Below are 26,497 nucleotides of genomic sequence, written 5' to 3'. Positions count from 1 at the left end.
GATCTGCAACAATCATTGTTTTACCTAACCTGTGTACTGGGAACCCAGGGTTCGCAGCCGGGCATGCGCGTCTTCGTAGACGGCGGGCCTGCCGAGGTAGGCCTTCGGCAGCTTGGCCACCATCGTGTAGTTGGTGTCGCACACGTTGCCCACCGGCGCCTGCCCCGCCTGGCTGACCAGCTGATACGCGTCGAGCGTGTCCAGCCCGGTCAGCTCCGACGTCCAGGTGACCAGGTCGTGCTGGCTGATCCGGTACGCGTCCTCCAGCGGCCGGGCCGAGCCCGTCGACATCAGGTGCAGATCGTCCTCCAGCCGCGGCCACGGCGTGGCCACGCCCTTGATCAGCTCCACCGCGACCACCGTGTTCATGGCCGACTCGACCGCAGTGCCGCACACCTCGCCGTGCCCCTGCAGCCCGTGCCCGTCGCCGATCGCGAACATCCCGCCCTCGACGTTGACCCCCAGGTAGACGGTGACTCCGGCACGCAGCTCGGGGGTGTCCATGTTGCCGCCGTGCGCGTCCGGCGTGATCGTCATGCGGGCCTCGTTCGCGCCGGGGGCCACGCCGACCGTGCCGTGCATGGGGTCGAGCGGCAGCTCGACGCTGAAGTCGCTGTTGCGGGCGTGGTAGACGGCCACCCCCTTGCCGAGGTCGATGTCGTAGCGCCAGACCCGCTCCTCGAGCGGCGGCTGGAGCATGGCCGTGGTGTGGGTGCCGGTCAGCGCGCCGAAGTGGGGGAACGTGGTCGACACCGCCCAGTCCCTGGCCGGGGTGATCTTGATGAAGTGCAGGGCGAGGGTGTCGCCGGGCTCCGCGCCCTCGACGTGGAACGGCCCCGTCACGGGGTTGAGGTAGGGGAACTCGCACACCTGCGACGGCAGGTCGTCCACGCTCCGTACCAGGCCGCCGAAGCAGTCCTCGGTGTACAACTCCAGGATCGTGCCCGGACGTACCTTGCCCAGGGCCGGGCGCCCCCCGAAGGTGTAGCTCAGCTCCTCAGGCGAGGGATGGTAGGACACGACGTTCACTTGACCTCCTTGGGAAGCACAGGCCTGCGGCCCATGGCGTAGGTGATGCCGAGGACGACCAGGCCGACGGCGAGCCAGATGCCGCCGACCCACTGGGCGTGCACGTTCTGGTTGACCACGACGGCCACCAGCACGATGAAGCCGATCACCGGCGCGACCAGGTGCGCGAGCCAGTTGCGGCTGCCGCGCTTGACGACGTAGTACACGACGACGGAGATGTGCAGCAGCAGGAACGCGGTCATGGCGCCGAAGTTGACCAGCGAGGCCAGCTCGCCGATGCCGTTCGCCCTGGTGCTCATGTAGATGCCGAGGATCAGCGAGATCGCCGCCACGACGAGCGTCGCGTTGACCGGCACCTTGTGCTTGGGGTCCACCTTGCCGAGGAACGAGGGCAGCTGCCGGTCCCGGCCCATCGCGAACAGCAGGCGCGACGTGGCCGCCTGGGCGACCAGCGAGTTGGCGAAGCCCCACGCGACGGCCGTGGCCACGGCGGTCAGCACCGACAGCCAGGCCCCGCCGGCGAACGCGGCGGTGTCATAGAAGGCGCTGCCGGCCGGGTCGCCGTTCGTGATCAGATTGTCCCTGTTCGGCGTCAGCAGCGCCGCCACCCAGGTCTGCACCACGAACAACACCGCGGCCAGGCCCAGCGCGGCCACCATGGACCGGCCGAGCCGCTGCGCGTCCTCGCGGTTCTCCTCGGCCAGGGTCGAGATGCCGTCGAAGCCGAGGAACGACAGCACGGCCACCGACGCGGCGGCCAGCACCACGCTCCAGGCGAAGCCGGAGGAGTCGAAGATCGGCGTGAGGAAGCCGGTCTGCGCCTTGCCCTGGGCCAGCGCGACGACGCCGACCACCAGGAAGATCGCCAGCACCGCCAGCTCGGCCACCAGCATGATCCGGGTGATCCTGGCCGTCATCTGGATGCCGAGGTAGTTCACGACCGTGTTGAGCACGACGAAGGCGACCAGCCACGCCCAGACGGGGATCACCGGCACGAACGAGTTCATGGCCACGCTGGCCACCAGGTAGAGCAGCGACGGCACGAGCACGTAGTCGAGCAGGATCGCCCATCCCGCGATGAACCCGACCGGCGCGCCGATGCCGCGCCCGGCGTAGGTGTAGACCGAGCCGGCCATGGGGAAGGCGCGCGCCATCTGCGCGTACGACATCGCCGTGAACGCCATGGCGACGAGCCCGATGACGTACGCCAGCGCCACCATCCCGTGGGAGACGGCGAAGACGTTTCCGAAGATGCCGAACGGCGCGATCGGCACCATGAAGATCAATCCATAGATCATCAGATCGGCGAAGCCTAAGGAACGGTTGAGCTCCTGGCGGTAGCCGAACTGCTCAATTGCGCTCATCTACAGCTCCTCGCTGCTTGGGGGCGATTCGCACATTAGAGGCAAAGTCTTATAGGGAAAAGATCTCTTCGGAACGAATTCCCGGCATCGCTCAGGGCAAGATCGCACGGGCGAGGAGGAGGCGATGGCGGGGGGCCGCCGGAGCGAGCCCCCGCCGGCGGTCACGGGTAGAGACCGCGCATCTGGTGGGCCTCGGCGACGCGGCCCACGCCGATGACGTGCGCCGCCTGCCTCAGCGTCAGCCCGCGGGCCGCGGCCATGGACTTGACCTCGGAGAACGCGCTTTCCATGAGGTCGCGCAGCTTGACCTCGACCTCCCCGGAGCTCCAGGAGTAGGCCTGCATGTTCTGCACCCACTCCAGGTACGACACGATCACCCCGCCCGCGTTGGCGAGGATGTCGGGCACGACCGTGGCCCCGTTCGCGGCCAGGATCTCGTCGGCCTCCGGCGTGGTGGGGCCGTTGGCGCCCTCCACGATCAGGCGGGCGCGCACGCGCGGGGCGTTCGCCTCAGTGATCGCGCCCTCGAGCGCCGCCGGGACCAGGACGTCCACGTCCAGTTCCAGCAGGTCGTCGAGAGGCAGGGCGTCGGCGTGGCGGTAGCCGGACACGCCGCCGGTCTCGGCCGCCCACGTGCGCAGGCCGGCGATGTCCAGCCCGGCGCTCGCGTAGACGGCGCCGGTGATGTCGGAGACCGCCACCACCTTGCAGCCGGCGTCGGCGAGGTACTGCGCGGCCAGCGCGCCCACCTTGCCGAAGCCCTGCACGGCCACGGTCGCGCCCTCGGGCGAGCGGCCGAGCGCGGCCAGCGTGGCGATCTGCACGCCGCGCGAGGTCGCGCCGGAGCGCCCGAGCGAGCCGCCCAGCGTCGTCGGCTTGCCGGTGACCACGCCGGGCACCGAGTAGCCCGCGCTGACGCTGTAGGTGTCCATGATCCAGGCCATGGTCTGCTCGTCGGTGCCGACGTCGGGAGCCGGGATGTCCTTCTCCGGGCCGATCAGCGGCAGGATCTCGTTGACGTAGCGGCGGGTCAGGCGTTCGAGCTCGCGGGTGGTGAGCCCGGTCGGGTCCACGGCCACGCCGCCTTTGGCGCCGCCGTACGGGATGCCGACCAGAGCGCACTTCCACGTCATCCACATCGCGAGCGCGGTGACCTCGTGGATGTCCGTGCCGGGATGAAACCGGATGCCGCCCTTGGCGGGGCCGCGCGAGACGTTGTGCTGGACGCGGAAGCCCTGGACGACGCTGAGCCGTCCGTCCTCGCGCCGCACCGGGACCGAGACGGTCAGCGAGCGGCGGGGCGTGGCCAGCACCGTGCGGAGCCCGTCGTCGAGCCCGAGGTGCTCGGCCGCCTGGTCGAGCTGGTAGAGAGCGGAGTCGAGGGCCTGGCGGCCCGGAGTGATCAGGGCCGGCGTCTTTGACGGCACCATGATGCTCATGGAAGAGATTCCTCCTGGTATATACGCCCTATTTGTAGGGAAAGCGCCATTGCCTTCACCTTCTGGGCGATGTTGTCGCGATCATCCTAGAGCGGGGGATTTGACCTTGCCTAGTTATTGGTAAAAATCCGGGCCGCTGATCGGGATGCTGTGGACCGTGCCACTCTGGCAGGCTTGGGCCACGAGGGTGTGCCGAATCGACATCGGAGGTGGGATGCCCGCACTCGTCGTGGGGCCGATGCTGCGACACGTCGATGCCAACAGCGCCTCGATCTGGGTGGAGTCCGCCGAACCCTGCACGGTCACCGTCGAAGCGGGCGGCAGGGCTTACCGGTCGCCTACCTTCACCGTGCACGGACACCACTACGCGATCGTGGATCTCGTAGAGCTCTCCCAGGATATCCCCTCCTATTCGGTCAGCCTCGGCGGGGAGCAGGTATGGCCTCCGGCGGGTCGCCCGCCCAGCAGGATCCGGCTCCTGCCACCGGAGGGGGCGCGCCGGCTGGCGTTCGGGTCGTGCCGCACCAGCGTGCCCCACGACGTGGCGCACGTCCGCACCCACGGCGAGGACGTCCTGCGCTCCTACGGCCGCCACCTGGTGGGCTCCGGCGACGAGGAGTGGCCCGACCTGCTGCTGCTCCTGGGCGACCAGGTCTACGCCGACAACCCCTCGCCCGAGACGCTGGCCTACCTCCGCGCCCGCAGGAGCACGGAGCCCCAAGCGGAGATCGCTGACTTCGAGGAATACGCCGAGCTCTACCGCCAGGCGTGGACCGACCCCGAGATCCGCTGGCTGCTGTCCACCGTGCCGACCGCGATGATCTTCGACGACCACGACCTGCGCGACGACTGGAACACCTCGCAACCCTGGCGCGAGGAGATGGCCAGGACCAGCTGGTGGCGCCGCCGGGTGGTCGCCGGGCTCGGCGCGTACTGGGTCTACCAGCACCTCGGCAACCTCTCGCCGGCCGAGCGCGCGGCCGATCCGCTGCTGCGCACGCTGCTGGATCTCCAGGGCCGCGATGGCGCCGACGCGCTCGACGCCTTCGCCGAGAAGGCCGACGCCGAGCCGTCGAGCAACCGCTGGAGCTACGCGCGCGACCTCGGGCCCGCCCGCCTGATCATGGTCGACACCCGGTGCGCCAGGCAGCTCACGCCCGGTGCGCGCCGCATGCTCGACCCGGCGGAGCAGGCCTGGCTCGAGGAGCAGGTCGCCGCCCCGGCCGAGCGCCTGATCATCGGCTCGTCGATCCCGTTCCTGCTGCCCGAGGGCGTGCACGGGGTGCAAAACTGGAACGAGGCCCTCAGCGACGGCGCGTGGGGTCCGGTGGTGCGGCGGTGGTCGGAGAGGTTCCGGCAGGCCTTCGACCTGGAGCACTGGGCGGCGTTCCGGCGCTCGTTCGACGACCTGTCGAGGCTGTTCATCGGGCTCGGCAAGCCGGTGCTGATCCTCTCCGGCGACGTCCACTACTCCTACCTGGCCAAGGCCCGCCTCGGCCCGGTCTACCAGGTGGTCTGCTCGCCGATCCGCAACCCGCTCAGCCGCCTGCTGCGCTGGGCCAACGTGGTCACCCAGTTCTCCATCGCCACGCTGGTGGGCGGCCTGCTGGCGCGCCTCGCCCGCATCCCGCGGCCACCGTTCCGCTGGCGGATCACCAAGGGCCCGTGGTTCCAGAACGCCGTCGCGACCCTCACCCTGCCCGATCAGGTGACCTGGTACGAGTCGCGCGACGAGGTCCTCAGGCCGATCGATTCTGTACGACTCGAGTGAAAACGGTTATCGTCGCGCTCTATGGATGAAGACCACTACTCGCTGGCCGTGCCGTTCTACGACCTGTGGCATGAGGACGGGCACGTCCCGATGATCCGCGAGCTGCTGCCACCCCTGCTGAAGGGCGTGCGGCGGAGCGTCATGGAAATCGGCGCGGGCACCGGCCTGATCACCCGGGTGATCCTCCGGGAGACGCCCGCGGAGGTCTACGCCGTCGAGCCGTCGTTCGGCATGCGTTCCGTCCTGCTCAACCGGTTGGCCGAGGACCCCGATGCGCTGAGCCGGGTGACCGTCCTGTCGTGCGGCGCGCTGGAGGCGGAGGCCGACGAGCCCGTCGAGGCCATCGTGATGATCTCGGTGCTGCACAGCTTCGACGCCGAGCAGCGGGCGGAGCTGTGGCGGGTGCTGCGCAGGCAGCTGGAGCCGGGCGGGCTGTTGCTGTTCAACTGGCGCGAGCGGGCCACCCCCGTGCCGGGCGAGCCGGAGGTCGTCGGCTCCTACCGGGTCGGCAGGCACACGTACGAGATCGCGGGTCAGGTGCTCGCGGTCGCCGGCGAGACGGCCAAGACCCGCTACTTCTACCGCGTGAAGCAGCGCGGCGTGATGATCAGCGAGGACGTGGTGGTCTCCGAGAGCCACTGGCCGGCACGGGAGCGCCTGGTCGCCGAGCTGGAGGCGGCTGGCTTCACCCGGGACGGCGCTCCCGACGGCTTGGAAGCCTGGCGGCTCACGAAATAGTGGGAACCGGACTCCGGCGTGCGGTCAACAACAGGGTGACCGCATGAGAGAGGACCGGCACAGTGGTGGGTGTTCAGGATGTGCCTGAGACGCTGGATGACTCGACGCTGATCGGGCATTCGCTCAGCGACCCCGAGTGCTTCGCGGCGCTGTTCGATCGGCACGCCGACGAGATCCACAGATACGCGGCCCGGCGTCTCGGGGCGGAGCTGGCCGAGGACGTGACGGGGGAGGTGTTCCTCGTCGCGTTCCGCGGGCGGGCCCGCTACGACCGCTCCTGGCCCGACGCGCGGCCGTGGTTATACGGCATCGCGACCAAGGTCGTCGCCCAGCATCGCAGGGCGGAGCGGCGGCGTACCGCGGCCATGGCCAAGGTCGGCGTGGAGCGCCCGGGCGCGTTCGACGAGCGTAGCGCCGACCGGGTTACCGCCGAGCAGCTCCAGCCCCGGCTGGCCAGGGCGCTGACCGGGCTCAGCGCGAGCGAACGCGACCTGCTGCTGCTGGTGGCCTGGGCGGACTTGACCTACGAGGACGCGGCACTCGCGCTCGGCGTGCCCGTCGGCACCGTACGGTCCAGACTGCACCGGCTCCGCGTCAAGGTGCGCAGGGCGCTCGGCGGCATCGATCCCTTCGCAGCAGCAGAGGAGCCCCAGCATGGATGATGACGAGATCCGCGTGTTCGCCGACGGCCGGCCGGCGACCCCGCCGTACCGGGCCGAGGCCCGCGCGCAGGCGAGGGAGCGGCTGCTGGCGGAAGCGCCCGGGGCCGGGAGTCGCTTTCGCCTGCCGCGCCTGGGCTGGCAGGCCGCGGCTGCGTTCGGGGTGACGGTCGCGCTGATCGGCGGCGTGGCGGTGACCCTGTCGAACCAGGGCACCGGAGCGACGGGCCCGGCCACGTCCCTGACCCAGTCGGCCGCCGTGTCCGATGAGCTTGACCCCCGTCCCGGGCAGTACATCCTGATCGAGTCCGACACGATGTACGGCTCGTACACCGTCGGCAAGGACGGCGAGGAAACCCGGCACCTCTACCGGACGCACAGGAAGATCTGGCAATCGGTGGACGGCAGCGCCGACGGCCTGCTGCTGATCGAGAGCCGCGACCCCAGACCGTGGCCGGGCCGGGAACTGCCGGAATCGGCCGAGAGCGAGGGCAAGGGCTCCACCTGGCACGTGCTGCCGTCATGTCGCGGCACCCGCGCCGACACCGCCTACACCTCGCTCAGCACGCTGCCGGCCGACGCCGCCGCGATGCGCGAGCACGTCTACCGGGCGGTAGAGGGGCAGGCGAGCGCCGGCAAGAACGTGTCCGAAGACGATGCGGCGTTCATTTACGTGATGGACCTGGTCAGAGAGACGTACCTGCCGAAGGCCCAGCGTGATGCGCTGTTCGGGGCCGTCAAGACCATCCCCGGCGTGCGGGTCGCCGAGGGCGTGGAGGATTCGGCGGGCCGCAAGGGGGTGGCGCTCGGCCGCATGATCCGGCAGGGTACGCTCACCCAGGCCATCTTCGACCCGTCCACGCACCTGTACCTGGGGGAGCGGCAGACGGTCGTGGAGGACAAAGGCGTGGGGGCGCCCCCAGGAAGCGTTCTGGCCCTGACGGCCCAGCTGAAGGTCTCGGTGGTGGACGAACTCCCGAAGGCCCCGCCCTCGGCCAGGTCCGGCTCATCCTGTGCGTCCGCCGAGCCGGAGCCCTCAGCCGCCCCATCGCAGGAGCCGTCCCCGTCGGATGACCCGTTGCCGTCAGAGAAGCGGACGCCGACGGAGGAGACTCAGCCGACCGAGGAAGCCGTGCCTGCCGACGAAGCCGTGCCTGCCGACGAACCCCAGTCCGTCGAGGAGCCCTCGACGGTCGACGAACCGACCGAGGAGCCCCCGGCCGGCAACTGACCACGGAGCCCGGTGCCCATGCGCCGTAACGGCGCCCGACCCCGTAAACCACAGGACCGTCTCCCTGGACAGGGCCCGGCCACGTACGGTGGTCGGGCCCAGCCGGCGCAGCCGTAAAAAATGGATGTCTTTATGGGTGTTGGTTTTTGATGTCGTAGAGGGCGTCGGCGAGCTGGTCGATCGCCCAGAGGAGGTCCTCCTCGGAGACGACGATCGGCGGCGCGAGCCGGATCGTGGACCCCTGGGTGTCCTTGGCGAGCACACCCCGCTTCATCAGCGCCTTCGACACCTCACGCCCCGTGGCGAGATCAGGAGAGATGTCCACACCGGCCCACAGCCCCCGTCCGCGTACCTCGACCACGCCCTTGCCGACCAGCTCGCGCAGCCGGGCGTGCAGCACCTCGCCGAGCTTGGTGGCCCTGGCCTGGTACTCGCCGGTGTTGAGGAGCTCGACGACCGCGTTGCCGACCGCACACGCCAGCGGGTTGCCGCCGAACGTGGACCCGTGCTGTCCCGGGTGGATGACCCCGAGCACGTCCCGGTTGGCCGCGACGGCCGACACGGGGACGACGCCGCCGCCGAGCGCCTTGCCCAGGACGTACATGTCGGGCACGACCCCTTCGTGGTCACACGCAAACGTCTGCCCGGTCCGCCCCAGCCCCGACTGGATCTCGTCGGCGATCATCAGGATGCCCTCGGCCGTGCACAGCTCCCGGATGTCGGTCAGGTAGCCGTCCGGCGGCACCAGCACCCCGGCCTCACCCTGGATCGGTTCGACCAGCACGCCGACCGTGTTGGCATCCATGGCCTCCCTGATCGCCTCGATGGACCCATACCGCACGATCCGGAAGCCCGGCGTGTACGGCCCGAAGTCGTCGTGCGCGTCGGGATCGGTGGAGAAGCTGATGATCGTGGTAGTGCGGCCGTGGAAGTTGTTCTCCATCACGATGATGTTGGCGAGATCCGGCTCCACGCCCTTGACCTCGTACCCCCACTTGCGCGCCACCTTGATGGCGGTCTCGACGGCCTCGGCGCCGGTGTTCATGGGCAGGATCATGTCCTTGCCCGTGAGGTCGCCGAGCCCGGCGCAGAACCGCGCGAACTGGTCGTGGTAGAAGGCACGGCTGGTCAGGGTCAGCCGCTGCAGCTGCTCCTGGGCGGCCTCGAGGATCTTCGGGTTGCCGTGGCCGAAGTTGAGCGACGAATAGCCGGACAGACAGTCCAGATATCGCTTGCCGTCCACGTCGGTGACCCAGGCGCCGTTGGCCTCATGGATCACGACGGGCAGCGGATGATAGTTGTGCGCGCTGCGACGCTCGCTGAGCTCGATCAGCTCTGCGCTGCTGGTCATGTCAGTTCTCCCCCCTGATCTCCAGTGTGCAGCACTTGGGGCCCCCGCCTGCCTTGCGCAGCTCCGAGAGATCGACCGGAATGACCTCGTACCCACGGCGCTTGAGCTCCAACTGCAAGCCGGAGGCCTCGGCGTTGATGACCACGTGCGTGCCGTCGCTGACCGCGTTCAGGCCGAGCACCTCGGCGTCCTCGGCGGTGGCGAGCACCGCGTCGGGGAACATCCGGCGCAGCACCTCCCGGCTGCCCGCGGAGAAGGCCTCCGGGTAGTAGGCGACGTTGTGCCCGTCGAGCGGGAACAGCGCCGTGTCGAGGTGGTAGAAGCGAGGGTCGACCAGGGTCAGCGAGATCACCGGGTGGCCCAGGTATTCCTGCGCCTCCTGGTGGGCCACCACCTCCGTGCGGAAGCCCGTGCCCGCCAGAATGACGTCCTCGAGCGTGAGGAAGTCGCCCTCACCCTCGTTGACGTGCTGCGGCGCCTGCACCGGGTAACCGTGCTCGGCGAACCACCGCAGGTAGGCCGGACCCTCGGGACCGCGCTGCGGGTAGGCGAACCTGGCGCCGTAGACGCGCCCGCCCACGACCAGGGCGCCATTGGCGGCGAACACCATGTCCGGCAGCCCGTCGATCGGGTCGATCAGGCTGACCTGGTGGCCGAGCTCCTCGTAGGCGGCCTTCAGCCCCTCCCACTGCCGGACCGCGATGTCGCGGTCGGCGCCGGCCTCGGGATGCATCCACGGGTTGATCGCGTACTCGACCGTGAAGTATTCCGGACGGCACATGAGGAAGTGTTTGGGCATGCAGGTCTCCGTCGAGCTTTATGAGCGGATGTCCCTGATCTGATCGGAGGGGACGGAGACAGCCTAAGAATGTATGTTTATGCAGGCCAAGTCGTTGCATTGCGTGTTTGCGCGGGTCTGTTGCGTCTTTCAGGCCGTGGTGTGCGATCCATTGCGTACGACCCCCGGAGGGGCCTCCACCAGCCGCGACAGCACGATGGAGCTCTTGGTCCTGACCACGAAGGACTGCGCCGCGATGCGCTCGATCACCCGCTCCACGTGCCGCACGTCCGTCGCCCTGATGTGCAGCAACGCGTCCGCCTCGCCGGTGATCGTGGCCGCCCCCACCACCTCGGGGAACTTGGCCACCGCCAGCGCGATGTCCGACGGCTTCGTCTTGCCCTGGCAGAACAGCTCCACGTACGCCTCGGTCGTCCAGCCGAGCGCCTGCGGCGAGACCACGGCGCTGAACCCGGTGATCGCCCCGCTGTCGAGCAGCCGGTCCACCCGCCGCTTGACCGCCGATGCGCTCAACCCCACCTGGTGACCGATCTCCGCATAGGTCGCGCGGGCGTCGTCGACGAGCGCCGCGATGATGTCACGATCGAGCCGGTCCAGTTCCACGCGCTCTGTATACAGCGTGGCCAGGCTGGCGCGCGACGAGCGGCGCGCGGGAGACTGGACGCTCTGCCGCTTCACCGGAGGACTTCCGCCAGAATGAGCACAGCTGCCTTCCCCGAGGGATTCATCTGGGGAGTGTCGACGTCGGCCTTCCAAATCGAAGGCGCCACCTCCGCCGACAGCCGCGGCCCGTCCATTTGGGACACCTTTTCCGCGGACCGCGCCGACGCCTGCGACCATTACCACCGCTATCGCGAAGACGTGCGGTTGATGAAAGACCTCGGCATGGCCGCATACCGATTTTCCGTCAGCTGGCCGCGGGTGTTTCCCGACGGCTCCGGGAAATTGCACGCGGCCGGGCTCGATTTTTACGACCGGCTGCTCGACGAGCTGCTGGATGCGGGCATCACGCCGTATGCGACGCTTTACCACTGGGATCTGCCGCAGGCTTTGGAGGACGCCGGTGGCTGGCCGTCCCGGGACACCGCCCGCCATTTCGCCGATTACGCCGCAGCCGTGGGCGACCGGCTGGGGGATCGGGTCGACACCTGGTTCACCGTCAACGAGCCGTGGGTGGCCGCCTTTCTCGGCTACGGGTCCGGCATTCACGCGCCGGGCCGGAAATCGGCCGCCGACGCCTTCCGCGCCGCTCACCATTTACTGCTCGCACACGGGCTCGGCGCACAGGCGTTGCGCGCGGCCGGGGCGGCGAGGGTGGGCGGCGTGCTCAACATCTCGCCCGTCATGACGCCCGGCCAGGTGAGCGACGCCGGCCGGGCCCTGTCGGCCGAGGACGCCGAGGCCGTGGCCAGGATCGACGTGCTGGCCAACCGGCAGTTCCTGGAGCCGATGGTGCGCGGCGCCTACCCTCCGGAGCTGCTGCCGATCATCGAGCGCATCGCCGGGCTCGGCCACGTGCGCGACGGCGACCTGGAGCTCATCTCCCAGCCGATGGACCTGCTCGGCGTCAACTACTACACCCCGCTCGTCGTGCAGGCCCAGCCCAGCGAGCCCGCCGACCCCGCCTACCCGGGCAGTGAGGGCGTGCTGTTCTGCACGGTTCCCACCGCCGTCACCGCCATGGGCTGGCCCATCGTCCCCGGCTGCCTGACCCACCTGCTGCGCCGCCTGACCGCGGAGTACCCCGACACCGAGCTGATGATCACCGAGAACGGCGCCGACTTCGTCGACGTGGTGACCGGCGACGGCATCCACGACGTGGAGCGCATCAGCTTCATCGAGGAGCACCTGCGCGCCGTCCGCGCCGCCGTCCAGGACGGCGCCAAGGTCCGCGGGTTCCTCGTCTGGACGCTGCTCGACAACCTCGAATGGGCCGACGGCTACCGGCGCAAGTTCGGCCTCGTCCACGTCGACTTCGCCACCCAGCGACGCCGGCTCAAGGACAGCGCGCTGTGGTACCGCGACGTCATCAAGCGCAACGGCCTGACCGAGACCCGCCCGAAGCGCCCCACCCTTGAGACCGTGGCCGCCCGCTCCGGCGTCTCCCGCGCCACGGTCTCGCGCGTCGTCAACGGCGAGGCGTCGGTCAGCCCCGAGGTCCGGGAGTCGGTGCTGCGGGCGGTCAGGGAGCTCGGATACGTGCCCAACGCGGCCGCCCGCAGCCTCGTCACCCGCAGGACCAACACGATCGCGCTCGTCCTGTCCGTCCCCCGGCAGGGCGGCGACCAGCTGACGGCGGCCGTCGTCCAATACGTGACCAGCCTGCTGGAAGGCGCGGGCAAGCAGATCACGCTCATGCTCGCCGACACGGCCGAGAGTCACCGCCGCATCGTCCAGCACGTGCAGGCGGGCCTGGTGGACGGGGTGGTGCTGCTGCCGCCGGACCGCGGCGACACGCTGGCCGAGCGCCTGTCCCGCACCGGCGTGCCGATCGTGCTGCTCGGCAAGCCGGCGATCGCGTCGATGATGCCGTACGTGGACGTGGACAACGCCGGCGGCGCGAAGGCCGCGACCGAGCACCTGCTGGCCCGCGGCCGCCGCCACATCGGCATGATCTGCGGCCCCATGGACCTGGTCGCCGTGCAGGACCGGCTGGACGGCCACCGGACCGCGATGCGGCAGGCCGGCCGGCAGCCGCTGCTGGCCCTCGCCGACCTCACCCGCTCCTCGGGCGCGGCGGCGACCCAGCAGCTGCTCGGCGACGAGCCCGCCCTGGACGCCGTCTTCGCCGCCACCGACCAGCTGGCCATCGGGGCGCTGCAGGCGGCGCGGGAGGCCGGGCGGAGGGTGCCGGAGGATCTGGCGATCGCCGGCTTCGACGACATCGACGCCGCCTCGGCCACCACACCCGGCCTCACGACCGTCCGCATACCGGTCGCCGACCAGGCGCTGGCGGTCGCCCGGCTGCTGCTGTCCCGGCTGGAGGGCCGCCACACCGAGTCCGTGGTCCTGCCCGCCCGCCTCGTCGTCCGCGACTCCACCTGACCGTTGTCAGGATCGGGTACGGCGGCGCAGCACGATGCGCTCGGCCCAGCTGGCCGCCTCCGGATCCTTGAGCCCTTCGACCACGCCGCCGAGGTACGCGGTGGCCAGGCTGTCGAAGCCGCTGTCCAGCTGACGCAGCCTGCTGGCCTTGCGACGGTCCACCGCCTGCAGGTATTGGGCGATGCTCTCCGCGTACCCGGCGTCGTGCTGGTAGGCGCGCTGGGCGGCGGCGCTGGCGGTGGCCTCGGCGTCGCGTTTGGCCCGCAGCTCCCGCAGCCGGCGGTCGTTGGGGTTGTGCATGCGCCGCCCCAGGTCGGCGGCGATGAGCGCGGTGGCGACCAGCAGCGCCAGCAGCAGGATCATCGTGGGCAGCTGGCCGACCCCCTCCGACGTGGGGCCGATCTCCTGACCGTCCACGATCAACGGCTTGACCAGGGCGTCCCTGCGCAGCACGGCGACGGCGACGATGAGGCCGAGCCAGACCAGCGCCACGCCGATCAGCAGCCAGCGGCCCTTGGCTGAGCTGCCATGCTCCTGCCAGGACCGGAACGCCCTGCCGTACATGTGGGGCGCGACCAGCATGATGAGCGCCGCGCCCGCGGCCAGCAGCGCGGTCATCGCGATGCTGTCGCCCCAGCTCAGGATGACCTGGTAAAGGATCGGGACCTCGACGATCAGCAGGAGCAGCAGCAGGAGCGCGGCAGGCAGCCAGCGGCGGATCAGCGGCCAGTGGCTGCCGGAGATCGCGATCGAGCTGGGCCGCCCGTCGCCCGGCCGTCTGCTGGGCTGCTCCAGCTCCGTCACCCGGTGCTGGCTGTCCTCCAGGGCCTTGCGCGCCTCCCCGAAGGTGCGCTGCGACTCCGCGAGCCTGATCTTCTGGGACTCGAACTCGGCACGCGCCCGCTGGATCTCCTGCTCGGTGCGCTCGTCGAGCTCGGCCAGCTCCGCCAGCCGCTCGTCCTCCAGCTCGTGGAAGCGCGGCACGCTGCCGGTCTGCAGCGTCAGCGTGTCGATCTGGCCGTCGGCGGCGTGCGTACGGCCGAGCTCGCGCTCCTCACGGCGGCGGCGCGGCCAGTCGGGCAGGCGGTAGAGGTCGCCGTCGTACGCGACGGCAGGCGTGATGCGGGTGACCTGGCCAGGCTCGAACGACTCGTCCTGCTTGCGGCGTAAGAAGCGCATCGGGCCTCCAACGAGGGTCCTGCCTCCGATGCTAAGCGCCCGAACTGTAGAACAATGGCGTGGTGAGCGAATTGCCGGTCATCGAGGTCGCTTCCCTTCTCACCGACGCCCCGGATCCCGCCAAACGCGCCGTCGCGGACGCCATCGGCGCCGCCTGCCGCGACAGCGGCTTCTTCTACGTCACCGGCCATGGCGTGCCGCCGGAGCTGCTCGCCCGGCTCGACGCGGCGAGCCGGCGCTTCTTCGCCCTCCCCGACGAGGTGAAGGCGGAGATCTCCATGGACAAGGGCGGCACGGCCTGGCGCGGTTTCTTCCCGGTCGGCGGGGAGCTCACCTCGGGCCGGCCCGACCTGAAGGAAGGCATCTACCTCGGCCCCGAGGACCCGCCCGGTCCGCTCCCGCTGCACGGGCCCAACCTCTTCCCCGCCCAGGTCCCCGAGCTGCGTGCGGCCGTGCTCGAATACCTCGACAGAATGACCGTGCTCGCCCAGGCTGTCATGTCCGGCATCGCCCTGAGCCTTGGCCTGGACGAGGACTACTTCCGCACCGGCTACACCGCCGACCCGACCATCCTCTTCCGGATCTTCCACTATCCGCCCGCTCCGCCGGACGACACCGGCACCTGGGGCGTGGGGGAGCACACCGACTACGGCCTGCTCACCCTCCTCCTCCAGGATGAGAACGGCGGCCTGCAGGTCCGCACCCCGCGTGGCTGGATCGAGGCCCCGCCGCTGGCGGGCACCTTCGTCTGCAACATCGGCGACATGCTCGACAAGCTCACCGGCGGGCACTACCGCTCGACCCCGCACCGCGTACGCAACCGCAGCGGCAACGAGCGCCTCAGCTTCCCGTTCTTCTTCGACCCGGGCTGGGACGACGAGGTGCCGCCCCTGCCGTACGCGCCCGGCCACCGCTGGGACGGTCAGGTGGACTTCACGGGCACGTACGGCGAATACCTGCTGTCGAAGGTCGCGAAGGTCTTCCCGGCCCTCTTCGAGAACGTCAAGAGGTCGAGAACGTGAACCAGTTGACGTTGACGAAATCGGCCGGCTGACCGCTGCTGAAGGTCAAGTAGACGGTGTGCGTCCCGGTGACGGCTGAGATATTGGCCGGCACCGTGCGCCAGCTCTGCCACCCGCCGGTGTTGGCGAGGGCGAAGTCGCCGATGGGCGCGGCCGTGGGGCTGTCCAGCCGCACCTGCACGAGCCCGCTCACCCCGGCCGCGGCTCCCGAGGCCACCCTGGCCCTGAACTGCCTGGCCGCCTCCGTGCCGAAGTTCACCCCATCGAAGCGCAGCCAGTCGCCGTTGGAGATGGCGCCGACGTTCTGCCCGCCGCCCGTGTCGGTGGTCGTCTCGACGATGGTGCCCGACTGGGCCTGGTAGCGCTCCGCCTCGATGGTGGAGCGGGCGTCCACGCCACCGGGCGGCGTGGTCGGGGTGGTGGTGCCGCTCTGCCACACCGCCACGTAGTCCACCACCATGGGACGCCCGGGCACGGTGGCCGCCGTCGGGGTCTGGCCGCCGAGGGCGTTCGGGAACGCGCCGCCCATCGCCAGGTTGAGCAGCAGGAAGTAGCCGGCGTGGCCGGTCATGTTGCTCCACGTCGTGGCGTCGAACTGGGATTGGCTCACGCTGTGGAACTGCTGGCCGTCCACGTACCACCGCAGCTGGTTCGGGCTCACGCTGCGGTCCCACTCGAACCGGTAGGTGTGGAAGGCCGACTGGCAGGTGGAGCCGGGGCAGGCGCGGCTGGCGCCGAGGCCGGTCGTCTCGTTGCACGGCCCGCCCGGGTTGACGCCGCAGTGGAGCACGCCCCAGACGGAGTTGATGCCGTTGACGTTCTCCATGATGTCGAACTCGCCGATGCCCGGCCAGTTCCAGTAATTCCCCCGGTACGGCGACCCGAGCGCCCAGAACGCCGGCCAGTAGCCGAGCGCGGCGTCGCCGGTCACGTTCGGCATCTGGATCCGGCTCTCGATCCGCAGGATGCGCCCGTCGGCGGGCTTGAAGTCGGCGCGCCTGGTCTCGATGCGGGCCGACGTCCACTCGCCTGAGCTGCTCCGCAGGGGCGTGATGCGCAGGTTGCCGCCGCCGTCGAGGCTGAGGTTGGAGGTGCTGGAAGTGTAGTTCTGGATCTCGCCGGTGCCCCAGTTGGCCGGGCCGCCGGGGTAGGAGTGTCCCGTGTCGATGATCCAGTTGGTCGATGAGGGCAAGGTGCCCGCGGTGCCGTTGAAGTCGTCCGACCAGACCAGCGACCAGCCGGACGGGGTGGGCGGGACGGCGGCCGAGGCGCCGACGGCCACCTGAACGAGCAGGCCGGTGAGCGCCGTCAGCGCCACGGCCACGGCCGTCAGGCGCCGCCTTTGTCTGCTTGCGGTTGTCATCGTTTTCGCTCCTGGGGGGTGCGAGCGGCGTGTGTGAGAGAGCGCTCTCTCACGTGATGTGACCACAGCGTTTACGTGCTGTCAATATCGTTGCACCGGGGAAGAGTTGCGTCAGTGAGCGCTCTCAGAGCAGATCGACCGTGGTCGCGCCCGCAGACTCGAAGGCCTCCTGCCAGAAGCCCTCGAGCAGGGGGAACCGGTCGGGGTCCGACGTCTTCTTCCGCAGGAAGCCGTGGACGACCACCGCATACCCCGTCATGTCGGGGAGCAATCGCGCGTCCCGCAGCTCCTTGATCTTCTGCTTGCGCGCGCCCTCACTCAGGTCCAGCTTGTTGATGTCCAGGTCGCCCCGGTTGTTGATCAGGTCGCTGAACACGATGATCTCGTGTGCCTTGTCCGGCTGCCGCTGCGCGCTGAGCTGCTTGACCATGTAGCGCAGGGCTCCCAGCACGTCAGAACCCTGTCCCTCCGTCGGGCAGTCGAACAGCTGGACCGCCCTGGGCAGGACCTCCTTGATGCGGTGGGCCCTGACGCGGTCCTCGACGACCGGGTTCTCGTTGGGGTTCTCGGCCCGGGTGGCGGCGATGGCCACGGGGTCCTGGCGGCACGTACTGCTCTCGGAGCTTCCTGTGACGGCGGCGAAGGCGATCCAGTCACAGTTCTGGGCGAAGGGAGGCAGTTTGGAGGTGACGTCGCTCCTGGAGGTTGCGGGTTCGGCGTAGCTGGTCGAGTCGACGATCACGCCGCAGGCGGCGCGCGCCTCGGTGCCACACCCCGCCACCCCGGCCACGACCAAGACCAACCCGCACACGGCCGCGACCAGCCTGTGCACGACCGCACGCCGGGTCCGCGCTCGTAAGGCCGCGCACCGCCCGTGAACGCTCCCTTCGCCACCGTCCCCCGCCATCAGGCGCCCTCCGCCATCATGTGCCTTCGTCATGCCGCGATCCTCGCCGAGCGTCCTGGTCCGGCCCGGCCGAATCGTTCTGGGCGGGGTGGTCGTGCCCGGTGTGCTCGGCCGTGGGGTGGTCGTCGGCCGAGATCGCCGGGCCGAGCCGGCGGCGCGACTCGGTCGTCAGCTCGCGCGGCATCACCTCCGTCCGCCACACTTCGATCCGGCCCTCCACCTCCCGCAGGATCCGCCCGATCTCCTCCCGCCCCGAGACCGCCGCGGGTGTGTCACCGGCCGCCCCCATCGCGATGACCTCACCCTTCCACAGGGACGGAATCTCCTCCCGGCGCGGATGGGCCTCCAGCACGCCCCCCTTGTATGCGGCGATGAGCTGCTCGGCCCTGGCCTGCACCGCCTCCACCTCGTGCTCACGCTCGATCAGTGCGCTCTCCCACTCCTGGCTGAGCTGCTCGATCCGGGCCCTGGCGCGCTGCACGTTGGCATTCGCCTCCTCGACCACGGCGCGCCGCCGCGCCTCCGCCCGCCGCGTCCTGGCCTCCGCGATTGAGATGAACGCATCCTCATCACCCGGGGCGTGCCCGTTCACCTGCGAGGAACGTGGCTCCGGCCGCGTGTCGCCCCTGCCCAACTCCCGCAGGATCGCCTCCCGCGCCCCCACCGCCCGCTCCAGCAACGCCGTACGGGCGGCCGCTAACCGCCGATCGACCTCGGTGATCTGCTCACGGGCCCGGGCCCGGATCTCCGTCACGTACACGGGCTGGTAGTCCGCATCCGTGAACTCGCCCAAGGGATGCCGGCGGGCGTCCCGCATCCCCTGCCGGCGCGCCTCCTCGCGCTCGGCCAGCGGATCGCCCCGCTTGAACAGCCGCGACAAGAACGCCATCCGCGTCTCCTGGCTCGGGCCGGACCGGAACCCGGCCCGGGTCTGCCTGAACCCCAGACTATGCGCTCACTTCTCAGGGCGGCGGCCACCACGACGAGCTTCGGTCTCCTGTCCCAGGTCGGCGATTCTGTGGGCGATCAGCCCGCGAAACAGGGAAATGGACCCCGCGAAACAGGCCCAGCACCATCCACGGGCGGTCGCCGGCGGGGTCAGTGGGTGGCTTCTGTCTTGACGAGGATTTTCTTGAGCAGGTCGTTCAGGACGACCTGATCGGCCGGGGTGAGGGCGTTCACCATGTTGGCCTCCACCTCCGCCCGGATCGTCATCGCGTCCATCCACAGGTCATGGCCCTTGGGAGTGAGCTCGACGTCCACCCGCCGGCGATCTTCCGTGCTGCGCACCCGCCGTACCAGGTCGGCTCGCTCCAGCGTGTCGAGCCGGCCGGTCATCCCAGCTGGGGACAGCAGGAGGTCCGTGGCGAGCTCGGACGGGGTGGCCGAGCCGCCGCGCGCCATCAGCCGGTGCAACGTCTCGAACTCGAAGTCCTGCATGCCCACGTCACTCAGCGCCGCTTCCTTGGTGTGGGCCAGGTGCTTAACGAGGACCTGCATCCGCGTCACGATCGCCTCCACCTGCTCGTCGAAGGGCGCTTTGCCGCGCCAGCGGGCCAGGTGGCGGTCGACCGAGTCCTTCATGCGACGGATCATACGGCAGCAAGTATTTTGTTGACGAAACATTCGCTGGCGAAATATCGTGCTGTGTCGTGATGAACCGACTGCTGATCGGGCGATGCCTGTCCGCGCTCGCCACCGCTCTCATCCCCACCACCCTGACCCTCGCAGTGCTGCGGGCGACCGGGGATGGCGCGGCGCTGGGCGCCGTGCTGGCGAGCGAGATGGTGCCGCTGCTGCTGTTGCTCCCCGTGGGTGGGGTGCTGGCCGACCGGATCCGGCCCCAACGGGTCGCGTTGCTCGCCGACCTGACCCGATGCCTGTCGCAAGCGGCCATAGCCGTCGAGCTGTTGCTCGGAGTGAACCGTCTCCTTGACCTGGCGCTGTTGTCGGCGGTGGCGGGAGCGGCCATCGCGTTCGGCAGCCCGGCCGTGCCGAGGCTGGTGGTCGCGGTGGTGCCCGGGCCGGACCGGTTGCGGATGAACGCGCGGATCGGTGTGGCGACGAGCCTGTCCGCGGTGGTGGCTCCGGCGCTGGCGGGCGCTGTCACGCTGGCCGCCGGTCCGGGCTGGGCGGCCGCGCTCACGGCGGCGCTGTTCGCCTGCTCGGCGCTGACCCTTGGCGGTATCCATACGGCTTCCCCAGGCGCTCGTACGTCTGGCCGACGTCGGACGTCCGCCGCGTCCGCGAGGCGACTTGTCGGGCGAGGTGCGGCCTCCTCGTTCGGCAGGGATCTGGTCGAGGGATGGCGGGAGATCAGGGAACGTCCGTGGTTCATGGCGTGCGTGCTGGGACACGGCGTGTGGCACTTCATGGCCGGGTTGTTCCTCACGCTCGGCCCGGTGGCCGCCGTGCAGGAGTTGGGCGGCGAGGCGAGCTGGATGGTGATCGTGCAGAGCGGCATGGTCGGTCTGGTCCTGGGCGTGTTCGCGGCTCCTCGGCTGCCCATCCGGAGGCCGCTGGCCGTGGTGCAGCTCGGTGCCGCGTGTTACTTGCTCCCCATGGTGGCCCTTGCCGTGACGGCGCCCGCGCCGGTGATGGCGGGAGCGTACTTCGTGGCGATGTTCGGGCTGGGGCTGCTCAGCCCGCTGTGGGAGACGGTCGTGGCCGATGAGATTCCGGAAGCGGCGTTGGGGCGGGTGCGGTCGTTCGACCAGCTCATCTCGTTCGCGTCCAGGCCGTTCGGGCTGGCGGTGGCGGCGCCGCTGGCCGGCCTCACCGGGGTGACGGCGCTGGCGCTGACGGGCGGCGTGCTCGTCGCCGCCGCCAACCTGGCCGCGATCGTCCCGATGGCGCGTTCTCGCAGGAGGCGCGCCGCCGAGGAGGCCGAACCCGCGCTCCCCGTCGCGACGTCCCAGAGCGAGGGAGAATGAAAAGTGCGGCGCCGCTAGAGATCAGCGGCGCCGCACAAAGCGAGACAAAAGGGAAGTTATCCCTTCTCGGCCTCGCCGGTGGCCTGCTCCATGGCGTCCTCCGGGGAGGCCTCCAGGTCCTGCTCGGCGTCCGCGCCGGCCTGGGCGGACGCCTTGTCCAGGCGGACCCAGCTCGTCACGCTCTCCACCGCGAACAACACGAACAGGTACGCCGTCAGCACCGCCAGCACGGGCGTCACGATGCCGAGCGCCGCGCCCACGCCGATGATCAGCAGCCGCACCTCCCAGCCGAGCCCCGCGTGGAACACCCACGCGGGCGGCCAGATGCTCTGCCGGGTGCGGTAAACGGTGTCGTAGGTGTGATAGCCCACGACGTACACCAGCACGAACAACAACCACTTCGGCGCGTCGGCGGCCAGGCCGATGGCGATGATGGCGAGGAACTCGGTGGCGCGCAGCAGCGGCGGCGTCAGCCAGTCGAAGCGGCCCAGGTGGTCGCGCGGCGCCGTGGGCAGGATGAGCAGCAAGCAGATCGCCACGGGCACGAGCAGGATCGGGCCGGGCTGGAGCAGCCCTGTGACCGCGACGGCGGTGACGGCGAGGAGGGCGGCGAGCGTGGCGGGCACGGGTGGCAGGCCACGGCCCAGCCGGGGCGCCAGCAGATGGGTAAGGGGGCCGTCGTCGCGGTACGCGAGCAGACGGGCGGTCTGGATGCGCCGGCGCTCCTCGTCGGGGTCCGGCGTGGGGGTGGCCATGGCCTGCGGTGCGGTGATCATACGAGGGACCTCATCAAGCGACCGGTGAGGGTGTAGGCGGCGGCGAGGGAGCCCCAGATCACCAAGGTGAGGAAGGTGATCCGGGCGTCGAAGAGGGCGGCGGTGATCGCGATGGCCGCGAACCGCTCGCCGATGGGGAACACGATCATCTTGCGCGCCCAGTGGACGGCACGGAACTTGCCCGCCTTGGTCCACATCTTGAGCAGGCCCCGCAGGCCCTGGCTGCGCTCCTCTTTGCGGCGTACGAGGGCCTTGCGCAGTGCGCGGTCGTCCGGCGCGTCCAGCGGCACCGTGGGCAGCTGCGCGGGCGGTTTGCGGCGGTTGGAGATGCCGAAGGAGAAATCGAGCAGGTGACGCACCGACTGCAGACCGAGCGCGGCCAACGCCAGGATCCAGATGTCGTCGCTGTTGCCGGCGATCACGTAGCCGAGGGCCAGGCCGGCGAAGACCACGTATTCCTTGAACCGGTCGAACGTGGCGTCCAGCCACGCCCCCAGCACGCCGAACTTGCGGGCGTAGCGGGCGACCTGCCCGTCGACGCAGTCGAAGACGAACGCGAAGTAGATCAGCACGCCGCCCAGCACCATCCACGGGCGCTCGCCGGTGGCGAAGCAGGCGGCCGCGGCCACGCCCAGCGCGATCGAGATCAGCGTCACCTGGTTGGGCGTCAGCCCGCGGCGGGCCGCCCAGCGGGCGATGAAGCGGGAGTAGGTGGAGACGAAGTAGGTGGTGAAGAAGCCGTCGGCGCCCTTGACCGCGTTGTTGAGCCGGGCGCGGTCCTCGTCCATGCCGGCCATCTCGGCGCCGGCCTCGTTGGCCTCCTCCTGGGTGGTGACCCGGCGGTAGAACAGGTCGCGTCGGCCGCGGATGCCGACGGACACGCCATTGCGTACCAGGCCGAACACGATGAGCTGCACCAGGTCGTCGTCCGGGCCGAAGGTGTGCGCCATGGCGGCCAGCTCCCGGCAGGTCTGCGCGAGCACGGGGGCGTTGCGCGCGCTGAGGTGCACAGGGCCGAGCATCACGGCGTTGGGCCGGGTCACGGCGTGGGTCGCGGTGCCGACGGACACCACGCGCGATTTGCCGACGCGAGAGCGCATGGGCAGCCCCTCGACCCGGCTGAGGCCGATCTCCGGATCGGCCTCGTCGATCGGGACGCTGTCCTCCTGAGCCTCCTCGTCCGTCATGTCCGGGCGCGGCTCTTTCGCGACGAGCGCCAGCGCACCGCGCTTGGTCTTGGTGATCTGATAGATCAGCTCGTCGTGGACGACCGAGTTTTCCGGGATGATGAGCAGGCTCTCCGTTGCGGTCTCTGCGACGTCGGCCAGGCTTCGCAGGGCGGCGGCCACATCGTCGGAGGGGATGACGGCGGGCCGTGGATCGAGGGAGGTGAGCTGGCTGCGCAGGCGCTCGGCCACGGTGGGATCGCCGGGCAGCGCGGCCAGCTTCAGGCCGGTCGGAGAGGTGTCGGGGCCGGGCGGGGGGCCCAGCAGGACCACGCGGGTCATGACTCCCTTTCGAGACGGTAGCGGGGGGTTGAACAACGGGTGATGCGGGGACAGACGTCAAAGTCTAGTGAGGGTCACGTAAAGTCGCGTCATCAGAGCATGCCCGTAACTCCTCCCCGATCCAGCCGTAAGATGTCCGAGTGAGTCTCTACCGTGACGAAGGCGTAGTTCTGCGTACGCAGAAGCTCGGCGAGGCCGACCGCATCGTCACCGTCCTGGCCAAGCGCACCGGCAAGATCCGGGCGGTGGCGAAGGGCGTGCGCAGGACCACGTCGCGCTTCGGGGCGAGGCTGGAGCCGTTCACCCACGTCGACCTGCAGTTTCACATCGGCCGCACGCTCGACGTCGTCACGCAGGCGGAGACGATCAGGCCTTACGGTGAGGCGCTGGCCGCCGACTACCCCCGCTACACCGCCGGCACGGCGATGCTGGAGACGGCCGACCGGCTGACGCACGGCGAGAAGGAGCCGGCGCTGCGGCAGTTCCTGCTGCTGGTGGGCGGGCTGCGCACGCTCGCCGACCGGGTGCACGAGCCCAGGCTGGTGCTGGACGCCTACTTCCTGCGCTCGCTGGCCGTGGCCGGCTACGCGCCGGCGCTGGAGGCGTGCGCCAAGTGCCAGGCGCCGGCGATCAGGGCGTTCGCCATCGTCGCGGGCGGCGTGGTGTGCGGGGCCTGTAAGCCGGCCGGGTCGGCGGTGCCCGCGGGGGAGACGATCGGGCTCATGACGGCGCTGCTGCGCGGAGACTGGGCCACCGCCGACGCCTCGGACTCCCGCCATCGCAACGAGTGCAGCGGGCTGGTCGCCGCTTATCTGCAGTGGCACCTCGAACACGGAATACGCTCTCTTCGACATGTCGAAAGGGAGCTTGCGTGAACGTCAGACCTCCGACCCCGCATCCGTCCGGCGCGACGCCGCCGCCGATCCCGCGTGAGCTGGTGCCCCGGCACGTGGCCATCGTCATGGACGGCAACGGCCGCTGGGCCAAGGCGCGCGGCCTGCCGCGCACCGAGGGGCACAAGGCAGGCGAGTCCTCGTTGTTCGACGTCATCGAGGGGGCGCTGGAGCTGGGCATCCCCTATTTGAGCGCCTACGCGTTCTCGACGGAAAACTGGAAGCGCTCGCCCGACGAGGTGCGATTCCTCATGGGCTTCAACCGGGACGTGATCAGGCGGCGGCGCGACGAGCTCAACGCCATGGGCGTGCGCGTGCGCTGGGCGGGCCGGCCGGGCCGGCTGTGGAAGAGCGTGATCTCCGAGCTGCAGACCGCTGAGGAGATGACCGTCTCCAACCGCAAGCTGACGTTGCAGTTCTGCGTCAACTACGGCGGGCAGGCCGAGATCGTCGACGCTGCGGTCAGGCTGGCCCAGGACATCGCGGCCGGGCGGGTCAAGCCGGGCAAGGTCAACGAGAAGGTGTTCGCGCGTTACCTGGATGAGCCGGAGATCCCCGAGGTGGATCTGTTCGTGCGCTCGTCGGGGGAGCAGCGCTTCTCCAACTTCCTGCTGTGGCAGTCGGCCTACGCCGAGATGGTGTTCCTGGACCGGCTGTGGCCGGACTTCGACCGCAGGGACCTGTGGGAGGCGTGTGAGATCTACGCCAAGCGCGACCGGCGCTACGGCGGGGCGATCCCCAACCAGGTCTGACTAGCTCAGGAACTCCGCCACGTCCTCGGCGAAGCGCGGGTGGGCGAAGGTCCCGATGTGGCTCGCCCCGGGGTAGACGATCAACTCCGACTCCGGCAGCCGCTCGGCCGTCTCCCTGAAGAGCTCCACGGTGTAGGCCATGTCATGCCCACCGCCGATGATCAGCGTGGGCGCCGTGATGCAGGTGAGCCGGTCGCGTACGTCGAAGGAGTCCTCGGCCTGGGCGAAGTGCAGCATGTCCAGGGGGTTCGCCGGCCGCATCAGGGGGTCGGCGAGCCAGAGCAGGGGCCGGAACAGCGCTCTGGTGAGCGCGGTCCTGCCGACCACGGGCGCTTGGTGCTGCGCACCGCGCCGCCCGGCCGCCACCGCTTCGGTGTAGCGCCGCTGGACCTCGCGGGTACGCGGAGTCAACGTGTACGCCGCCCCGGCCACCACCAGTCGCCTCACGACCTCCGGATGATCGGCGGCCAACTGCAGTGCCAGCGACCCGCCTGACGACATGCCCAGCACGTCCACGGGCTCGCAGAACCGCTCGGCCAGAGCTTGGGCGTGCTGGGTGGCGATGTCCGCCATGGTCGTACCCGCGGGCATCCCCGGCGCCCGGTTGACCGCGTATACGTGGAAATGCCGCCCGAGCGGGTCCATCGACTTGCGCTCCATCCTGAGCGCCCACCCTGTCGGATTGGCGTGGTCCGGCGTGAACCACCGCAGCACCACCAGTGGCTTCCCCGCACCAACCGTGTAGAACGGCAGTCCGTGCGCGAGCGTGCCCGTGTCCATCGTCACCCGGCGTCGCTCATGCCGCGGTACCGTCCGGGGGCGGTGCCGTACTCCCGCTTGAACGCCTTGGCGAAGGCGAACTCGGTCGCGTACCCGGTGCGGTCGGCCACCGACCGCAGCGGCAGGTCGGAGTCGCGCAGCAGCCGCGCCGCCCTGGTCATCCGCCACCACGTCAGGTACGTCAGCGGCGGCGACCCCACCGTCGCGGCGAATCGCTGCGCGAACGCCGTCCGCGACAGCCCGGCCAGGGCCGCCAGCGACTGGACCGTCCACGGGTGCTCCGGCCGCTGGTGCATGGCCCGCAGCGCCTCCATGATCTGGGGGTCGCGCAGGGCGGCGCCCCAGCCGGTGGTCTCGTCGCCGGGACGGCTCTCGTACCAGGCCCTCAGCATGTAGAGCAGCAGGACGTCGAGCAGCGCGGCGGCGGCCGCGTCGGATCCCGGGCCGGGGGCGGCGCCGAGCTCGCGGTCGAGCAGGTCGATCGCGCCCCGGAGGGCGTCGGTCGCGGGGATCCGCATGACGTCGGGCAGCTCGGTCAGCAGCGGGTGGAGCCTGGCCTGGTCCAGCCGGTACGCCCCGCACAACATCTCGGTCTCCGGCCCGTCGCCGCCTCCGGCGAACGCCTCGGCCAGCGGGGTGGTGATCGCGTCGGCGATGCCGTGGCCGAGCTCGCGCGGCAGGAACACCATGTCGCCGGGCGTCAGCTCGAGCGGCTCGCCGCGCACGGGCACCAGCACGCAGCGGCCGCGCAGCATCACGTGGAACCCGGCTCCCTGCTGCGGCCGGAAGCGTACGCCCCAGGGAGCCCGCAGGCGGGTGCGTGAGGCGTGCGGTAGCCCCGTGCGCATGCCGGTAACGGCGTCGCTGAGCACGTCCATGCCCTCCACGGTATCTCCGGGGCTCGCGCGTTCGGCGGTGGCTGAACGATCGGACATGATCTCCGGATTTCGGGACATGG

Annotated in this window: 24 protein-coding genes; 9 read left to right on the top strand and 15 right to left on the bottom strand. The window is 70.2% G+C overall.

The window, feature by feature from the left end; translation table 11 throughout:
• Positions 1 to 24: 24 nt before the first annotated feature.
• The 3 genes from ACTWQA_RS01090 to ACTWQA_RS01080 form a co-directional block, all read right to left on the bottom strand.
• Positions 25 to 1,029, bottom strand: a complete 1,005-nt coding sequence (locus ACTWQA_RS01090; RefSeq protein WP_443157424.1) for an acetamidase/formamidase family protein — start codon at positions 1,027 to 1,029, stop codon at positions 25 to 27.
• Positions 1,026 to 2,393 (bottom strand): APC family permease, encoded by a 1,368-nt coding sequence (locus tag ACTWQA_RS01085; protein ID WP_443157423.1) that lies wholly within the window; start codon positions 2,391 to 2,393, stop codon positions 1,026 to 1,028. Before ACTWQA_RS01085 ends, ACTWQA_RS01090 begins: the two co-directional genes overlap by 4 nt.
• 161 nt (positions 2,394 to 2,554) lie before the next feature.
• Positions 2,555 to 3,832 carry a Glu/Leu/Phe/Val family dehydrogenase gene (locus ACTWQA_RS01080; RefSeq protein WP_443157422.1) on the bottom strand — a complete coding sequence of 426 codons (1,278 nt, stop codon included), beginning with the start codon at positions 3,830 to 3,832 and terminating at the stop codon, positions 2,555 to 2,557.
• A gap of 214 nt (positions 3,833 to 4,046) precedes the next feature.
• Between ACTWQA_RS01080 and ACTWQA_RS01075 the strand changes: the two genes are divergently transcribed.
• The 4 genes from ACTWQA_RS01075 (at position 4,047) to ACTWQA_RS01060 (ending at position 8,231) form a co-directional block, all read left to right on the top strand.
• Positions 4,047 to 5,603 (top strand): alkaline phosphatase D family protein, encoded by a 1,557-nt coding sequence (locus ACTWQA_RS01075; RefSeq protein ID WP_443157421.1) that lies wholly within the window; start codon positions 4,047 to 4,049, stop codon positions 5,601 to 5,603.
• A gap of 21 nt (positions 5,604 to 5,624) precedes the next feature.
• Positions 5,625 to 6,341, top strand: coding sequence for a class I SAM-dependent methyltransferase (locus ACTWQA_RS01070; protein ID WP_443157420.1), 717 nt, complete (start codon positions 5,625 to 5,627; stop codon positions 6,339 to 6,341).
• Between the two features lie 80 nt (positions 6,342 to 6,421).
• A complete protein-coding gene (locus tag ACTWQA_RS01065; RefSeq protein WP_443157419.1) occupies positions 6,422 to 7,003 on the top strand; it encodes an RNA polymerase sigma factor in 582 nt (193 codons plus the stop codon).
• Entirely contained in the window at positions 6,996 to 8,231 is a 1,236-nt protein-coding gene (locus ACTWQA_RS01060; protein WP_443157418.1) for a CU044_5270 family protein, read from the top strand. The genes ACTWQA_RS01065 and ACTWQA_RS01060 overlap by 8 nt, the downstream gene beginning before the upstream one ends.
• A gap of 130 nt (positions 8,232 to 8,361) precedes the next feature.
• On the opposite strand, the gene rocD is transcribed toward ACTWQA_RS01060, so the two are convergent.
• The 3 genes from rocD to ACTWQA_RS01045 all read right to left on the bottom strand — a co-directional run bounded on the left by rocD (position 8,362) and on the right by ACTWQA_RS01045 (position 10,984).
• On the bottom strand, positions 8,362 to 9,582 hold the full coding sequence (gene rocD, locus ACTWQA_RS01055; RefSeq protein WP_443157417.1) for an ornithine--oxo-acid transaminase: 1,221 nt from the start codon (positions 9,580 to 9,582) through the stop codon (positions 8,362 to 8,364).
• A 1-nt stretch (position 9,583) separates the two neighbouring features.
• The gene (gene ddaH / locus ACTWQA_RS01050; RefSeq protein WP_443157416.1) at positions 9,584 to 10,381 is read right to left on the bottom strand and encodes a dimethylargininase; all 798 of its coding nucleotides are present in this window, start codon (positions 10,379 to 10,381) and stop codon (positions 9,584 to 9,586) included.
• A gap of 129 nt (positions 10,382 to 10,510) precedes the next feature.
• Positions 10,511 to 10,984 carry an Lrp/AsnC family transcriptional regulator gene (locus tag ACTWQA_RS01045; protein WP_327591171.1) on the bottom strand — a complete coding sequence of 158 codons (474 nt, stop codon included), beginning with the start codon at positions 10,982 to 10,984 and terminating at the stop codon, positions 10,511 to 10,513.
• A gap of 93 nt (positions 10,985 to 11,077) precedes the next feature.
• Between ACTWQA_RS01045 and ACTWQA_RS01040 the strand changes: the two genes are divergently transcribed.
• Positions 11,078 to 13,426, top strand: a complete 2,349-nt coding sequence (locus ACTWQA_RS01040) for a GH1 family beta-glucosidase (RefSeq protein WP_443157415.1) — start codon at positions 11,078 to 11,080, stop codon at positions 13,424 to 13,426.
• 6 nt (positions 13,427 to 13,432) lie between these two features.
• Here ACTWQA_RS01040 and ACTWQA_RS01035 read toward each other — a convergent pair whose 3' ends face one another.
• Positions 13,433 to 14,605: a hypothetical protein gene (locus tag ACTWQA_RS01035; protein WP_443157414.1), complete on the bottom strand. Its 1,173-nt coding sequence runs from the start codon at positions 14,603 to 14,605 to the stop codon at positions 13,433 to 13,435.
• Between the two features lie 62 nt (positions 14,606 to 14,667).
• On the opposite strand from ACTWQA_RS01035, the gene ACTWQA_RS01030 reads away from it, so the two are divergent.
• Entirely contained in the window at positions 14,668 to 15,627 is a 960-nt protein-coding gene (locus tag ACTWQA_RS01030; RefSeq protein WP_443157413.1) for an isopenicillin N synthase family dioxygenase, read from the top strand.
• Here ACTWQA_RS01030 and ACTWQA_RS01025 read toward each other — a convergent pair.
• The 4 genes from ACTWQA_RS01025 to ACTWQA_RS01010 form a co-directional block, all read right to left on the bottom strand.
• Positions 15,608 to 16,990: a glycoside hydrolase family 16 protein gene (locus tag ACTWQA_RS01025; RefSeq protein ID WP_443157412.1), complete on the bottom strand. Its 1,383-nt coding sequence runs from the start codon at positions 16,988 to 16,990 to the stop codon at positions 15,608 to 15,610. The genes ACTWQA_RS01030 and ACTWQA_RS01025 overlap by 20 nt on opposite strands.
• Positions 16,991 to 17,114: 124 nt before the next feature.
• Positions 17,115 to 17,822 (bottom strand): vWA domain-containing protein, encoded by a 708-nt coding sequence (locus tag ACTWQA_RS01020; protein ID WP_443157411.1) that lies wholly within the window; start codon positions 17,820 to 17,822, stop codon positions 17,115 to 17,117.
• 91 nt (positions 17,823 to 17,913) lie between these two features.
• Entirely contained in the window at positions 17,914 to 18,786 is an 873-nt protein-coding gene (locus ACTWQA_RS01015; RefSeq protein ID WP_443157410.1) for a hypothetical protein, read from the bottom strand.
• 209 nt (positions 18,787 to 18,995) lie between these two features.
• A complete protein-coding gene (locus ACTWQA_RS01010) occupies positions 18,996 to 19,481 on the bottom strand; it encodes a MarR family winged helix-turn-helix transcriptional regulator (RefSeq protein ID WP_443157409.1) in 486 nt (161 codons plus the stop codon).
• Between the two features lie 71 nt (positions 19,482 to 19,552).
• Between ACTWQA_RS01010 and ACTWQA_RS01005 the strand changes: the two genes are divergently transcribed.
• Positions 19,553 to 20,830 (top strand): MFS transporter, encoded by a 1,278-nt coding sequence (locus tag ACTWQA_RS01005; RefSeq protein WP_443157645.1) that lies wholly within the window; start codon positions 19,553 to 19,555, stop codon positions 20,828 to 20,830.
• Positions 20,831 to 20,886: 56 nt separating this feature from the next.
• Here ACTWQA_RS01005 and ACTWQA_RS01000 read toward each other — a convergent pair whose 3' ends face one another.
• Together ACTWQA_RS01000 and ACTWQA_RS00995 are read right to left on the bottom strand one after the other, a co-directional pair.
• Entirely contained in the window at positions 20,887 to 21,606 is a 720-nt protein-coding gene (locus ACTWQA_RS01000) for a DUF5941 domain-containing protein (protein WP_443157408.1), read from the bottom strand.
• Complete coding sequence (locus ACTWQA_RS00995) at positions 21,603 to 23,114, bottom strand: CDP-alcohol phosphatidyltransferase family protein (protein WP_443157407.1); 1,512 nt, start codon at positions 23,112 to 23,114, stop codon at positions 21,603 to 21,605. Before ACTWQA_RS00995 ends, ACTWQA_RS01000 begins: the two co-directional genes overlap by 4 nt.
• Positions 23,115 to 23,254: 140 nt before the next feature.
• Here ACTWQA_RS00995 and recO point away from each other — a divergent pair, with 140 nt between their 5' ends.
• Together recO and ACTWQA_RS00985 are read left to right on the top strand one after the other, a co-directional pair.
• A complete protein-coding gene (recO, locus tag ACTWQA_RS00990; RefSeq protein WP_443157406.1) occupies positions 23,255 to 23,989 on the top strand; it encodes a DNA repair protein RecO in 735 nt (244 codons plus the stop codon).
• Positions 23,986 to 24,759, top strand: a complete 774-nt coding sequence (locus ACTWQA_RS00985; RefSeq protein ID WP_443157405.1) for an isoprenyl transferase — start codon at positions 23,986 to 23,988, stop codon at positions 24,757 to 24,759. The genes recO and ACTWQA_RS00985 overlap by 4 nt, the downstream gene beginning before the upstream one ends.
• Here the strand turns inward: ACTWQA_RS00985 and ACTWQA_RS00980 are convergent, their stop codons facing one another.
• Both ACTWQA_RS00980 and ACTWQA_RS00975 read right to left on the bottom strand, forming a co-directional pair.
• A complete protein-coding gene (locus ACTWQA_RS00980) occupies positions 24,760 to 25,539 on the bottom strand; it encodes an alpha/beta fold hydrolase (protein WP_443157644.1) in 780 nt (259 codons plus the stop codon).
• A gap of 2 nt (positions 25,540 to 25,541) precedes the next feature.
• The gene (locus ACTWQA_RS00975; RefSeq protein ID WP_443157404.1) at positions 25,542 to 26,495 is read right to left on the bottom strand and encodes an AraC family transcriptional regulator; all 954 of its coding nucleotides are present in this window, start codon (positions 26,493 to 26,495) and stop codon (positions 25,542 to 25,544) included.
• Positions 26,496 to 26,497 lie beyond the last annotated feature (2 nt).

The organism is Nonomuraea sp. 10N515B, assembly GCF_052245915.1.
Lineage (GTDB): Bacteria > Actinomycetota > Actinomycetes > Streptosporangiales > Streptosporangiaceae > Nonomuraea.
The sequence above is the reverse complement of the archived record's forward strand: the minus strand, read 5'-3'. Positions and strand labels throughout refer to the sequence as shown.